Annotated in this window: 14 protein-coding genes; 6 read left to right on the plus strand and 8 right to left on the minus strand. The window is 60.8% G+C overall.

The features are described from left to right. The first annotated feature begins 188 nt into the window (after window positions 1-188). On the plus strand, window positions 189-887 hold the full coding sequence (locus CEC48_RS07900) for a glutathione S-transferase N-terminal domain-containing protein (RefSeq protein ID WP_088423228.1): 699 nt from the start codon (window positions 189-191) through the stop codon (window positions 885-887). An 8-nt stretch (window positions 888-895) separates the two neighbouring features. Further along, window positions 896-1,738 carry a PhzF family phenazine biosynthesis protein gene (locus CEC48_RS07905; protein ID WP_088423229.1) on the plus strand — a complete coding sequence of 281 codons (843 nt, stop codon included), beginning with the start codon at window positions 896-898 and terminating at the stop codon, window positions 1,736-1,738. On the opposite strand, the gene CEC48_RS07910 is transcribed toward CEC48_RS07905, so the two are convergent. Continuing rightward, entirely contained in the window at window positions 1,735-2,355 is a 621-nt protein-coding gene (locus CEC48_RS07910) for a LysE family translocator (protein WP_088423230.1), read from the minus strand. The two genes, CEC48_RS07905 and CEC48_RS07910, sit on opposite strands and share 4 nt — an antisense overlap. A 163-nt stretch (window positions 2,356-2,518) precedes the next feature. On the opposite strand from CEC48_RS07910, the gene hemB reads away from it, so the two are divergent. Further along, window positions 2,519-3,493, plus strand: coding sequence for a porphobilinogen synthase (gene hemB / locus CEC48_RS07915; RefSeq protein WP_088423231.1), 975 nt, complete (start codon window positions 2,519-2,521; stop codon window positions 3,491-3,493). A 126-nt stretch (window positions 3,494-3,619) separates the two neighbouring features. On the opposite strand, the gene CEC48_RS07920 is transcribed toward hemB, so the two are convergent. Further along, on the minus strand, window positions 3,620-4,234 hold the full coding sequence (locus CEC48_RS07920) for a LysE family translocator (protein WP_010172279.1): 615 nt from the start codon (window positions 4,232-4,234) through the stop codon (window positions 3,620-3,622). Between the two features lie 146 nt (window positions 4,235-4,380). Here CEC48_RS07920 and CEC48_RS07925 point away from each other — a divergent pair, with 146 nt between their 5' ends. Both CEC48_RS07925 and CEC48_RS07930 read left to right on the plus strand, forming a co-directional pair. Continuing rightward, window positions 4,381-5,466 (plus strand): DUF1615 domain-containing protein, encoded by a 1,086-nt coding sequence (locus CEC48_RS07925; RefSeq protein ID WP_088423232.1) that lies wholly within the window; start codon window positions 4,381-4,383, stop codon window positions 5,464-5,466. A gap of 93 nt (window positions 5,467-5,559) precedes the next feature. Next, on the plus strand, window positions 5,560-5,979 hold the full coding sequence (locus CEC48_RS07930; protein WP_088423233.1) for a PaaI family thioesterase: 420 nt from the start codon (window positions 5,560-5,562) through the stop codon (window positions 5,977-5,979). A 192-nt stretch (window positions 5,980-6,171) separates the two neighbouring features. Here CEC48_RS07930 and CEC48_RS07935 read toward each other — a convergent pair whose 3' ends face one another. Genes CEC48_RS07935 through CEC48_RS07945 form a run of 3 tightly spaced genes read right to left on the minus strand, consistent with a single transcriptional unit; the run spans window position 6,172 to window position 8,754 of the window. After that, complete coding sequence (locus CEC48_RS07935) at window positions 6,172-7,353, minus strand: acetyl-CoA C-acetyltransferase (RefSeq protein ID WP_088423234.1); 1,182 nt, start codon at window positions 7,351-7,353, stop codon at window positions 6,172-6,174. A gap of 11 nt (window positions 7,354-7,364) precedes the next feature. Continuing rightward, a complete protein-coding gene (locus CEC48_RS07940) occupies window positions 7,365-8,024 on the minus strand; it encodes a CoA transferase subunit B (RefSeq protein ID WP_003211625.1) in 660 nt (219 codons plus the stop codon). Window positions 8,025-8,055: 31 nt separating this feature from the next. Next, window positions 8,056-8,754 (minus strand): CoA transferase subunit A, encoded by a 699-nt coding sequence (locus CEC48_RS07945; protein ID WP_088423235.1) that lies wholly within the window; start codon window positions 8,752-8,754, stop codon window positions 8,056-8,058. Window positions 8,755-8,887: 133 nt separating this feature from the next. Here CEC48_RS07945 and CEC48_RS07950 point away from each other — a divergent pair, with 133 nt between their 5' ends. After that, window positions 8,888-9,796 (plus strand): LysR family transcriptional regulator, encoded by a 909-nt coding sequence (locus tag CEC48_RS07950; protein ID WP_088423236.1) that lies wholly within the window; start codon window positions 8,888-8,890, stop codon window positions 9,794-9,796. Window positions 9,797-9,860: 64 nt separating this feature from the next. Here the strand turns inward: CEC48_RS07950 and CEC48_RS07955 are convergent, their stop codons facing one another. The 3 genes from CEC48_RS07955 to CEC48_RS07970 all read right to left on the minus strand — a co-directional run bounded on the left by CEC48_RS07955 (window position 9,861) and on the right by CEC48_RS07970 (window position 12,122). Next, complete coding sequence (locus CEC48_RS07955; RefSeq protein ID WP_088423279.1) at window positions 9,861-10,190, minus strand: hypothetical protein; 330 nt, start codon at window positions 10,188-10,190, stop codon at window positions 9,861-9,863. A gap of 628 nt (window positions 10,191-10,818) precedes the next feature. Then, complete coding sequence (locus CEC48_RS07965; protein WP_088423238.1) at window positions 10,819-11,667, minus strand: NAD-dependent protein deacetylase; 849 nt, start codon at window positions 11,665-11,667, stop codon at window positions 10,819-10,821. A gap of 14 nt (window positions 11,668-11,681) precedes the next feature. Beyond that, complete coding sequence (locus CEC48_RS07970) at window positions 11,682-12,122, minus strand: CBS domain-containing protein (RefSeq protein ID WP_088423239.1); 441 nt, start codon at window positions 12,120-12,122, stop codon at window positions 11,682-11,684. Between the last annotated feature and the right edge of the window lie 13 nt (window positions 12,123-12,135).

Here is a 12,135-nt window from a genome sequence, read left to right on the forward strand (position 1 = left end):
GGGCGAGCAGGCCCAGCCATCGGGCGCTCTTTAAGAGTGCATACAGGCAGTTTGGTTCGTTTCGCAGGGGAGATGGGGCGGCATCCTTGCCGTTTGCGGGAGATTAACCAGTAGATGTTGCTAAATTAAGACGGATGCACGACGCGCATCCAGCCACTACTATCAGGGCCTTTATCAGGAGTCATGCGATGAACTCACTTTCAGACTTCCCCATCACCGCCAAATGGCCGGCCCAACACCCCGAACGCTTGCAGCTCTACTCCTTGCCGACGCCCAACGGGGTCAAGGTGTCGATCATGCTGGAGGAGTTGGGGCTGCCCTACGAGGCGCACAAGGTCAGCTTCGAGACCCAGGACCAGCTCTCCCCCGAATTCCTGTCGCTGAACCCCAACAACAAGATCCCGGCGATCATCGACCCCAACGGCCCGGGCGGCCAGGCACTGGGGTTGTTCGAGTCGGGCGCGATCCTGATTTACCTCGCCGAGAAGAGTGGTGAGCTGCTGCCAGAAGACCCGGCGATGCGCTACGAGACGATCCAGTGGCTGATGTTCCAGATGGCCGGTATCGGGCCAATGTTTGGCCAGGTGGGTTTCTTCAATAAATTCGCCGGCGCGGCCTACGAGGATAAACGCCCGCGTGATCGCTACGTCGCCGAGTCACGGCGCCTGCTTGAAGTACTGGAAAAACGCCTGCTGGGCCGCACCTGGATCATGGGCGACGAGTACAGCATCGCCGACATCGCCACCTTCCCGTGGGTTCGTAACCTGATTGGCTTCTATGAGTCCGGCGACCTGGTGGGCATTACCGACTTCCCGAACGTGCTGCGGGCGCTGGACGGGTTCGTCGCCCGGCCCGCGGTGATCCGTGGCTTGAGCATCCCTGCATAAGGACCCGCATGCCTTCCTTCGACTTCAAACAGCTGGATGTTTTCAGCAGCGTAGCCCTCAAGGGCAACCCATTGGCCGTGGTGCTGGGTGCCGACAGCATGAGCGACCAGCAAATGGCGGATTTCGCCAATTGGACCAACCTCAGTGAAACCACGTTTCTGCTCAAGCCCCGTGATCCACGGGCGGACTATCGCGTAAGGATTTTCACCACCCAGCAGGAACTGCCATTTGCCGGCCATCCAACCCTGGGTAGTTGCCATGCCTGGCTGCAGGCCGGTGGCCAGCCCGCTGGCAAGGAGATCATCCAGGAATGTGAAATCGGCCTGGTACGCATCCGCCGTGAGGGCGATGAGCTGGCGTTTATCGCGCCACCACTGCTGCGCTCCGGCCCGCTGGAGCCTGAATTGATCGAGCGCGTGCGGCAGGCATTGGCCCTTGAACCGGGGGCGATTTTGCGTAGCCTGTGGGTGGATAACGGTGCGGGTTGGCTGGCGGTGATGCTGGCGGATCGGGAACAGGTACTGGCGCTGCGTCCGGATTACTCGCAGTTGCAGGGTTTGGCCGTGGGCGTGATCGCCCCGTGGACGCCTGAGCGGGACGGTGATGAGGCGCAATTTGAAGTGCGTGCTTTTATCGCCGGCGACGGCGCGCCAGAAGACCCGGCCACCGGCAGCCTGAACGCCGGTGTCGCCCAGTGGTTACTGGGCGAAGGCCTGGCGCCGAGCCGCTATGTGGTCAGCCAAGGCACCGCCATGGGCCGCGCCGGGCGAATCCGCGTCGAACAGGCCGGCGAAGAAATCTGGATCGGCGGCGCAGTGGCACTGTGTATTGAAGGCCGATTGACCCTTTAACGGTTGTTGGCGGCCAGCTTGATCCCGAACCCGATCAACGCCAGGCCTGCCACGCGGGTCGCGATTTTACGGGCCAGCGCAAAGGTCCGCAGGCGAATCACCAGCGCGTTGCCCACCAGCACCAGCAGCGCCTGGTACAAAAAGCCGATCAGCGTGACATGCACCATCATCGCCACCAGGGTGCTACTTGGCGAATCCGGGCGGATGAACAGCGGGAAAAACGCCACGAAAAACAGGATCACCTTGGGGTTGGTCAAGCTGACCGCAACGGCCCGACGGAAGTAGATCCAGCCGGAGCGTTTCGGTTCTTGCCCGACCACATCACGGTTGACCGGGGTGAGCAGCAGTTGCAGGCCCATCCAGCACAAATACGCCGCACCCGCCCATTGCAATGCCATGAACAGCATCGGGTTGGCTTTCATCAGGGCCGCGAGGCCTGCGCAAGCAGCAAGCATGAAGATCATATCGCCCAGTACGGTGCCGAACACCGCGCCAAATCCGGCGCGTACGCCATTGCGCGCGGTGGCGTGCAGGATGGCGAAAGTGCCGGGGCCGGGGATCAACTGGAAGATCAGGATGGCGGCGATAAAGCTGCCGTAGTTCTGGATATCAAACATGCCGAGCGCTCCTTTGCTGTTTTGCCGAGAATAGCTGCAAACATCATTGTTACGGAATACGAAAAGCACTGTTATAGAACGGATGTTTGTGCTCCCGGTCAATCCGGGCATAAGCTTTCGCCCTTAAGCTATGTGCCTCGGCCCGTTTTTTTCAGGAGCATCAATGTCCAGCCAGTTCCCCGAAGCCCGTCCACGTCGCCTGCGCCGCTCCCCGGAGTTGCGTGGCCTGTTCCAGGAAACCGAATTCACCCTCAACGACCTGGTGCTGCCGATCTTCGTTGAAGAAGAAATTGACGACTTTGTGCCGATCACCAGCATGCCCGGGGTGCAGCGCATTCCCGAGTCGAAACTGGCCGGCGAGATCGAGCGCTATGCCAAAGCCGGGATCAAGTCGGTGATGACCTTCGGTGTGTCCCACCACCTGGACGCATCGGGCAGCGACACCTGGAAAGAACGTGGCCTGGTCTCGCGCATGTCCTCGATCATCAAGGATGCGGTGCCGGAAATGATCGTGATGTCCGACACCTGTTTTTGCGAATACACCGACCACGGCCATTGCGGCGTGATGCACGGCGCCGAGGTCGACAATGACCGCACCCTGGTCAACCTCGGCAAACAAGCCGTGGCCGCTGCCCGTGCCGGTGCCGATGTGATCGCGCCGTCCGCTGCGATGGACGGGCAGGTCCAGGCCATTCGCCGGGCGTTGGATGAAGCCGGTTTCAGCCATATTCCGATCATGGCCTACTCCACCAAATTCGCCTCGGCCCTTTACGGCCCGTTCCGCGAAGCCGGCGGCAGCGCGCTCAAGGGCGACCGCAAGAGCTACCAGATGAACCCGATGAACCGCCGCGAAGCCGTGCGTGAATCGTTGCTGGACGAACAGGAAGGCGCGGACGCGCTGATGGTCAAGCCGGCCGGTGCGTACCTGGACATCATCCGCGACATCCGCGAAGCCTCGCGTTTGCCGGTGGCGGCGTACCAGGTGAGTGGCGAGTACGCGATGATCAAGTTCGGTGCCCAGGCGGGCGCGATCGATGAAGCCCGCGTGGTCCGGGAAACCCTGGGTTCGATCAAACGCGCCGGCGCGGACTTGATCTTCACCTACTTTGCGATGGACTTGGCTCTGGCCGGGATCTGAGTAACCTGTGGCGAGGGAGCTTGCTCCCGCTGGGGCGCGAAGCGGCCCTAAAAAATGGGCCTGCTGCGCAGTCCAGCGGGAGCAAGCTCCCTCGCCACAAAAACCGATTCAATACTGCCCAGCAACTTACCGCTGGGCAAACGCCAGGTTCAGCCCCAACCCCGCAAACGTTGCCGCAAAACTGCGGCGCAGCCAGTTCTGTACACGCGGCGATTCGATCACCGCGCGGCGGAACACATTGGCCAGCAGGCCATAAATCACAAACACCGCAAACGTCATCGCCATGAACACACTGCTCAGCAGCAACATTTGCAGGGCCGGCGCGCTCGCGCCCGGGGTGACGAACTGCGGCAGGAACGCCAGGAAGAAAATCGTCAGCTTGGGGTTCAGAATATTCAACAACAGGCCGCGTACCATCAGGCTGCGGGCGCTGGAAATCGTCGGTGTGTCGTTCATGGCAAAGGCCGAGCGGTCCCGCCAGGTGGCGTAGGCGAGGTACAGCAAGTAGGCGGCGCCGGCGTACTTCAGGGCTTCGAACGCCAAAGCGCTGGTGTGCAGCAGGGCGGACAAGCCAAGCACTGAGGCCAACAAGTGCGGGACGATCCCGGCGGTGCAGCCTAACGCGGCGAACACACTGGCGCGCTTGCCGGCGGTAAGGCCGGTGGACACGGTGAAGATCACGCCGGTGCCGGGAATCAGCACGACGATCAGGCAGGTGATGAGGAAGTTCAGGCTGAGCATGGCATTCAAACTCCTTGTAGGAACGACGAGTGCCTGATCGTTTCATGTTCTGCATTTATTGGCGAGTGCAGCAGGTCGGCGAACCCCGGTTAGACTTACCGGTCGATATCTGCCATGACTGGCCCATCGTCGCCCAAGGAAGCCCCATGCATTCACATCGCCTGATCCTGTGCCTCACCACCTTGCTGGTGCTGGCCGGCTGCTCCAGCCAGCGCACCCAGCAACTGCCTGAGCGCAGCGAGGCCGAGGTGAAGGCGCAGATCGTGCGGCTGATGCCGGCCAGCGTGCCGGACCGCAACGGCTGGGCCCAGGACATCTACACCGCCTTCAATACGCAGAAAATCTACCCCAGTACCGAAAACATCTGCGCCGTGCTGGCCGTGACCGAGCAGGAGTCCACTTACCAGGTCGACCCGCCGGTGCCGAACATGGGCAAGATCGCCCAGGACGAAATCCTGCGCCGCGCCGCCAAAGTCCATGTGCCTGCGGTGCTGGTGCGTACGGCCTTGCAACTGCGTTCGCCCACGGGCAAGTCTTATGCCGAACGCTTGAGTGCTGCGCGTACCGAGAGGGACCTTAGCGGGATCTTCGACGACTTCATCAGCGTGGTGCCCCTGGGCAATACGCTGTTTGGCGGCTTCAACCCAGTGCATACCGCAGGCCCGATGCAGGTCAGCATCGACTTCGCACAGAAGCAGGCCCGGGATTATCCCTACACCGTGGATGGCAGCATCCGGCGGGAAGTATTCACCCGCCGTGGCGGCATGTACTTTGGCATCACCCATCTGCTGGGCTATCCGGTGAACTACGATCAGATGTTGTATCGCTTCGCCGACTTCAACGCCGGCTGGTACGCCAGCCGCAATGCGGCGTTCCAGGCTGCGGTCAGCCGCGTCTCGGGTACCACGCTGGCGCTGGACGGTGACTTGATCAACTACGGCTCGTTCCTGCCCGGCACCACCGAGCTGGCAGTACGCTCCTTGGGCACGAGGCTGGACATGCGCAACCCGAGCATCCGCAGCCAACTGGAGCAGGGCGAGCGCCTCGATTTTGAAGACACCACCCTGTACCTGCGCGTGTTCGCCCTGGCCGACAAGGCCGCGGGTAAACCCCTGCCGCGGGCGATCCTGCCGGGCATCATGCTGAAAAGCCCGAAGATTACCCGCAACCTGACCACGGCCTGGTTTGCCAAGCGCGTGGATGAGCGTTATCAGCGCTGCATGAAGCGTTAGGCTTATCACCGCAGATTTGCCGGGCTGATCTTGATGGTCCGGATGCACCGGGCGGAGTAAATCTGCTGCCTTACCCCCAAGGAAGAATCCGCCATGACTGCCCATGTCATCCCCGAAGGTTTTGTGTCGCTGCCTCGCAGCAGCCCGCTATTGGACCTGCTTGGCCCGGTGTACTGCCGTGGCGAGGGGTTGCAGCTGGAAATCGGCCTGCGCGCCGACAACCGTCACGCCAACGGGCGCGGCACCGTGCATGGCGGGGTGTTGGCCACCTTGGCGGATGTTGGCATGGGCTACGCCATGGCGTTTTCCAGCGAGCCGCCCTTACCGCTGATTACCGCGAGCATGACTTTGGATTATCTCGGTGCAGTGCAGGTGGGAGAGTGGATCGAGGTGCGGTTGGAGCATCACAAGCGCGGGCGGCAGATGGCGTTCGCCACGGTCAGCGTGCAGGTGGGGGAGAAAGTGGTGGTGCGGGCGAGTGCGGTGTTTGCGGTGCCGCAGGCGCGAGACTGAGCACCCGCTGCTTTAGCTGACAGCAGACCTGTGGCGAGGGGGCTTGTCCCCCGCTGGGCTGCGAAGCGGCCCTAAAACCTGCGATGAAGTTCTACCTGAAACAACGTGGTCGACTTATTGGGGCTGCTGCGCAGCCCAACGGGGGACAAGCCCCCTCGCCACAACGGGCCTTTTCCATGTTGCTCTTGGAAATCAGCTGCGTTCGAGCGCCAGTGCTACACCCTGACCGCCACCGATACACAATGTGGCCAGGCCTTTCTTGGCATCACGCTTGATCATTTCATGCAGCAGGGTCACCAGCACACGGCAGCCTGACGCGCCAATCGGGTGGCCGATGGCAATCGCGCCGCCGTTGACGTTGACCTTGGCCGCATCCCATTCCAGCTCTTTGCCCACCGCCAATGACTGCGCGGCAAAGGCTTCGTTGGCTTCGATCAGGTCCAGGTCGCCCAGGCTCCAGCCGGCTTTGTCCAGGCAGCGGCGGGTGGCCGAGACCGGGCCAATGCCCATGATCGCCGGGTCGACACCGGCGTTGGCGTAGCTGGCGATACGCGCCAGCACTGGCAAGCCGAGCGCCTTGGCTTTATCCGCGCTCATCAACAGCACCGCAGCCGCGCCGTCGTTGAGGCTCGACGCATTGCCGGCGGTGACGCTGCCGTCTTTCTTGAACGCCGGCTTGAGCTTGGCCAGGGACTCTGCAGTGGTGCCGGCGCGTGGCTGTTCGTCCACCGCGAAGGCAACCGGGTCGCCCTTGCGCTGGGGAATCAGGATCGGCGTGATCTCATCGCTAAAGCGCCCGGCTTCAATAGCGGCCGTGGCTTTTTGCTGGGAGGCGGCGGCGAAGGCGTCCTGGGCTTCACGGCTGATGCCGTATTTGTCCACCAGGTTCTCGGCGGTGATGCCCATGTGGTAGTCGTTGAACGCATCCCACAGGCCGTCGGTGATCATGCTGTCGATCATTTTGGCGTGGCCCATGCGCAGGCCGGTGCGGGCGGCGGGCAGTACGTACGGCGCCAGGCTCATGTTCTCCATGCCGCCGGCGATGATCACCTCGGCGTCACCGCAACGGATCGCTTGCGCACCCAGGTGCAGGGCCTTGAGGCCCGAACCGCAGACCTTGTTCAGGGTCAGGGCCGGTACGGCGTGGGGCAGGCCGGCGAGGATCGATGCCTGGCGGGCCGGGTTCTGGCCGCTGCCGGCGGTGAGCACCTGGCCAAGGATCACTTCATCCACGAGCGCAGGGTCGATGCCGGTTTGCTCCAGCAGGCGACGGATCACCGCAGCGCCCAGCTCCGGGGCCGGGATGTTTGCCAGGGAACCTTGGAAGCTGCCCACGGCGGTGCGGGTGGCAGCAACAATCACGACGTCTTGCATGGAATCTGTCCTCACTGGAAGTGCATTTCTGGAACGTGGTCCGGGACGATCAGTTTACCGGCTGTCTTGCTGACGATCTCTTCAACACTGACGCCAGGTGCGCGTTCCTTGAGGACAAAAGCGCCATTTTCGATTTCCAGGTAGGCCAGGTCCGTCAGCACGCGCTTGATGCAGTTGGCGCCGGTCAGCGGCAGGCTGCACTGGCTCAGCAGTTTGGATTCACCGTCCTTGGAGGCGTGGGTCATGATCACGATGATGTTCTCGGCACCGGCCACCAGGTCCATCGCGCCGCCCATGCCCTTGACCAGCTTGCCGGGGATCATCCACGAGGCGATGTTGCCCTGCACGTCGACCTCGAAGGCACCGAGCACGGTCAGGTCGACGTGGCCGCCACGAATCATTGCGAAGGACTCGGCCGAGGAGAAGATCGACGCGCCAATGCGCGCGGTGACGGTCTGTTTGCCGGCGTTGATCATGTCGGCGTCGATGGTTTCTTCGGTCGGGAAGGGGCCCATGCCCAGCAGGCCGTTTTCCGATTGCAGCATCACTTCCATGCCTTCGGGGATGTAGTTGGCCACCAGGGTCGGAATGCCGATGCCGAGGTTGACGTAAAAACCGTCCTGCATTTCGCGGGCGACGCGTTGAGCCATTTGTTCGCGGGTAAGCGCCATTTTTTGTCTCCTTATTATTTGGGCTGGTGGGTTATTTGCGGAGTGTGCGCTGTTCGATGCGCTTCTCGAAGGTGCCGCAAATGACCCGGTCGACGTAGATCCCTGGGGTGTGGATATGCGCCGGGTCCAGCTCGCCCGGTTCGACGATTTCTTCGACTTCGACCACGGTGATCTTGCCGGCGGTGGCGGCCAGCGGGTTGAAGTTCTGGGCGGTGTGGCGGTAGATCACGTTGCCGAAATGGTCGGCTTTCCAGCCTTTGACGATGGCGAAGTCACCGGTGATGGACTCTTCCATCAGGTACGGGCGACCGTTGAACTCGCGGGTTTCCTTGCCTTCGGCGACGGGAGTACCAACGCCGGTGGCGGTGAAGAAGGCCGGGATGCCGGCACCGCCTGCGCGCATTTTTTCGGCGAGGGTGCCTTGGGGTGTCAGGATGACTTCGATTTCGCCGCTGAGCAGTTGTTTCTCGAACAGCGCGTTTTCACCGACGTAGGAAGCGATGACCTTGCTGATCTGCTTGCCTTCCAGCAGCACGCCCAGTCCGAAGCCGTCGACGCCGCAGTTGTTCGAAACCACGGTCAGGTCGCGGGTGCCTTTGCGCTTGATTTCGGCAATGAGGTTTTCCGGGATGCCGCACAGGCCAAAACCACCGGCGAGAACCGTCATGCCGTCTTCCAGGCCTGCCAGCGCCTCTTCATAGGACGCTACGCGTTTATCAAAACCTGCCATATGCACCTCTTTTATTGTTTGTGGGCCAGCCATATGAACCGAGTGTTGCGCCGACGGATTGATTTGTTAAGTTGTTTTTTAAGGTTGATTGATTTAAAAAACGGCATAGTCGTCCGCCGTTGGGAGAAGCTTCATGACAGTTAAACAGATGCGCGCCTTTCTTGCCGTGGCCCAGACCTTAAGCTTTGCGGCGGCCTGTGAGCGCCTGCATCTTTCCCAGTCGGCGTTGAGCCTGACCATCAAAGGCCTGGAGGAAGGCCTGGGCGGGCGCTTGTTCAGCCGTAATACACGCAATGTCGCGCTGACACCCGAAGGTGAGTCCCTGCTGCCCCTGGCCCGGCGCCTGATCGCCGATTGGGACAACGCCGAGGATGAGTTGCGCCAGCGCTTCACCTTGCAGCGCGGGCGGGTGACGGTGGCGGCGATGCCATCGTTCGCCGGTAATTTGCTGCCGCCGATACTGAAGATTTTTCGGGCGCGCTATCCACAGGTCAATGTGACAGTTAATGACGTGATCAATGAGCAGGTGCTGGAAATGGTCCGGGACCGCCAGGTGGAGCTGGGCGTGGCGTTTGAGCCTTCGGAAAGCTCGTCGCTGGTGTTTACGCCGCTGTATGTGGACCGGTTTATTGCTGTAGTGCCGGGTGATTCGGTGTTGGCGCAGATGGCCGACATCGACTGGAAAACGTTGCTGGAGCAACCCTTCATTACGCTGCAACGCCCATCCACCGTACGGGTGATGTTGGAAGAGCACCTTGGGGCACTGGGCATGAAGCTGCCGGTAGCGTTGGAAAGCCATCAGTTGGCGACAGTAGGCAAGATGGTCGCCAGTGGCCTGGGCGTGAGTGCGGTGCCAGCGCTGTGTGCCCTGCAAATGCAGGAAGCGGGCGCCCACTGCATCACCTTGAGCGATCCGGTGATTGAACGGCCGATTGGTGTATTGACCAAGCCTGGGCATGAACTCTCGGCAGCGGCCCAGGCCATGTTTGATATTTTTCGAGATGAAGCAGGGAAGGGGCGTTTCCCGGCCTTGTTGCAATAAACACCGGCAATAAAAAAGCCTGCTCGTTTTAAGCGAGCAGGCTTAAGTGATAAGTGCGTAGTTATCAGCAGTATCTGTCGATCACTTTAACGTGTGAATGGCCTTTAAGGTTCTGCCACTCAGTATTAAGTGTATGAAAGACCTGCTCGATAAAGTTGCGATCGGCGGCGGCTTTCTTGCCGACATAACCCTGGCCGCGGCGGTACATCTTCAGGCGCGCTGCGAGCTCACGGTGATCCTTGTCGAACTCTTCTTCCACGGTGTGGGGCGCCAGGCAGTCAATATGGACCTGGCCCGATTTACCAATCCAGAGGATATGGTCGTCGAGCGTGTCTTTCTGCGCTGCGAACATCTCAGCCAATTCATCGATAGTTGGTTGGTTGTTCAGATTCATGTGTAAGCCCCTTGACCAGTTGGCGATCTTTAGTTGATCCATTAAAACGACTAAGTTGTCTCCGGCTCAGAAAACCGGGCGTCAGCGACTGTCTGCCGAATACGGGCAGGGTCTTGAACCTGATGCATGTAGTCTTGCTGATGAACTGCTACGCAATGGTTTCATAACGAAGACAAGCAGCGTTTGAGCTCCTTGTACCGATCCTTTCGGGCCGGTCAGCTTCATCAATCTGCCTTGTGGGCAGTGCACATCCGGAAAAAACAGCTCGGCGGTCAGACGAGCTTGTTCAAAACGCTTGTTACCAACGCTCCCGATCCGGGAGACGCTTGAATCATGCAATTACAAAATGGTTACGTCAACGATTATGTAGTGATTATTTTTTAGCACTACATAATTCCTTGCGGGGTGGGGGTGAAGACGGAAAGCGTGACTTGGGCGTCATTTTTTGTGCGGGTGGGTCGAGAGAGCTGGCAATGCTTTTGTGGCGAGGGAGCTTGCTCCCGCTGGGGTGCGAAGCGCCCCCATTAGGCTGACTGCCGTTCTTCGGGAATAACTCGGTCGCCGGCTTTGGGGCTGCTGCGCAGCCCAGCGGGAGCAAGCTCCCTCGCCACAGAAAAGCAGCATTGTGTTATCCCAGGCGCTCTACCAACAACGGCAACAGGTGTTCACAGGACGCTTCAATCTTGAGCTGCAGCAACTCATCGCCCCGTGTCTTGCCCAAGTTGATGGCAATCACGGGCTTGCCTTGCTCAACCATTGCCTTGCACAGGCGAAACGCTGAATAAGCCATCAGCGACGATCCCACCACCAACAATCCTTGCGCGTCGTCCACGGCCAGCATCGCCTTGGCGGCGGTACCCTGGGCAACGTTCTCGCCGAAAAACACCACATCCGGCTTCAACCGTTGCCCGCCGCAATGCGGGCAGCGGGGCACCTGAAAGCGCCCTTCAAAGGCCGGGTCCAGCAAAGTGTCGCCGTCTGGTGCTTGAACCGCGTCCACACCCGCCAGGTACGGATTCTCGGCCTCCATTTGGCGTTGGATCAGGCCCCGCTCGCTGGTCTGCTGGCAATCCAGGCAAAGTACCCGGTGCAGGCTGCCGTGCAGCTCGATCACTTCATGGCTGCCAGCCTGGTCGTGCAGGGTGTCGACGTTCTGCGTGATCAGCCCGGTAATGCGCTGGCGCTGCTGCAAAGTGGCCAGGGCGATATGCGCCTGGTTCGGCTGCGCGACACGCACCCTCGGCCAGCCGAGCATCGCCCGTGCCCAGTAACGCCGGCGCGCCTCCGGGGTGGCCAAAAACTCCTGATACATCATCGGCGCCTTGCCCCGGCGCACGCCTTCGCTGTCCCGGTAATCTGGAATGCCCGAAGAGGTGCTGATACCCGCACCGGTCAGCACCAGGAAGCGCCGTGCGGCCATGGCCCGGTGCAGGCTGTCGAGGTGGTCATCGACCTGATGTTGCAGGGTATCGAGCATGGGGTCCCCAATGATTATTCGCCGCGAATGTACTGCTCCAGCTGTTTGATCAGGTCGGCCTGTTCGGCAATCGCTTCCTTGACCAGGTCACCGATGGACAGCAAGCCCAGCAGTTTCCCACCCTCGACCACCGGCAGGTGGCGCAGGTGACTGTCGGTCATGATGTTCATGCACTTCTCGACGCTTTGGTGCGTGTCGACGGTAATCACCGGCGAACTCATGATCTCGCTGACCGCAGTGGTGGCTGATGAGCGCCCCTTGAGGATCAGTTTACGGGCGTAGTCACGTTCGCTGATCACCCCGATCACCTTGCCCTCATCCACCACCGGCAGGGCACCGACGTTTTTCGCGGCCATCAGGATCAACGCCTCCATGACAGTCTGGTGCGACTTGATGGTGTGGACGTCCTGATTCTTTTGGTCCTTGGACTTGAGCACTTGTGCGACGGTTTTCATGGCGGCCACTCCG

The sequence above is a fragment of the Pseudomonas sp. K2I15 genome, assembly GCF_002204795.1.
Taxonomy (GTDB): Bacteria; Pseudomonadota; Gammaproteobacteria; order Pseudomonadales; family Pseudomonadaceae; genus Aquipseudomonas.

What these genes read in the sequence shown, in the direction of transcription:
- CEC48_RS07935 (WP_088423234.1), bottom strand. Translation starts at nt 7,353, where the DNA reads ATGCAAGACGTCGTGATTGTTGCTGCCACCCGCACCGCCGTGGGCAGC.
- CEC48_RS07905 (WP_088423229.1), top strand. Translation starts at nt 896, where the DNA reads ATGCCTTCCTTCGACTTCAAACAGCTGGATGTTTTCAGCAGCGTAGCC.
- CEC48_RS07920 (WP_010172279.1), bottom strand. Translation starts at nt 4,234, where the DNA reads ATGCTCAGCCTGAACTTCCTCATCACCTGCCTGATCGTCGTGCTGATT.
- CEC48_RS07925 (WP_088423232.1), top strand. Translation starts at nt 4,381, where the DNA reads ATGCATTCACATCGCCTGATCCTGTGCCTCACCACCTTGCTGGTGCTG.
- CEC48_RS07940 (WP_003211625.1), bottom strand. Translation starts at nt 8,024, where the DNA reads ATGGCGCTTACCCGCGAACAAATGGCTCAACGCGTCGCCCGCGAAATG.
- CEC48_RS07970 (WP_088423239.1), bottom strand. Translation starts at nt 12,122, where the DNA reads ATGAAAACCGTCGCACAAGTGCTCAAGTCCAAGGACCAAAAGAATCAG.
- CEC48_RS07930 (WP_088423233.1), top strand. Translation starts at nt 5,560, where the DNA reads ATGACTGCCCATGTCATCCCCGAAGGTTTTGTGTCGCTGCCTCGCAGC.
- CEC48_RS07945 (WP_088423235.1), bottom strand. Translation starts at nt 8,754, where the DNA reads ATGGCAGGTTTTGATAAACGCGTAGCGTCCTATGAAGAGGCGCTGGCA.
- hemB (WP_088423231.1), top strand. Translation starts at nt 2,519, where the DNA reads ATGTCCAGCCAGTTCCCCGAAGCCCGTCCACGTCGCCTGCGCCGCTCC.
- CEC48_RS07965 (WP_088423238.1), bottom strand. Translation starts at nt 11,667, where the DNA reads ATGCTCGATACCCTGCAACATCAGGTCGATGACCACCTCGACAGCCTG.
- CEC48_RS07910 (WP_088423230.1), bottom strand. Translation starts at nt 2,355, where the DNA reads ATGTTTGATATCCAGAACTACGGCAGCTTTATCGCCGCCATCCTGATC.
- CEC48_RS07900 (WP_088423228.1), top strand. Translation starts at nt 189, where the DNA reads ATGAACTCACTTTCAGACTTCCCCATCACCGCCAAATGGCCGGCCCAA.
- CEC48_RS07955 (WP_088423279.1), bottom strand. Translation starts at nt 10,190, where the DNA reads ATGAATCTGAACAACCAACCAACTATCGATGAATTGGCTGAGATGTTC.
- CEC48_RS07950 (WP_088423236.1), top strand. Translation starts at nt 8,888, where the DNA reads ATGACAGTTAAACAGATGCGCGCCTTTCTTGCCGTGGCCCAGACCTTA.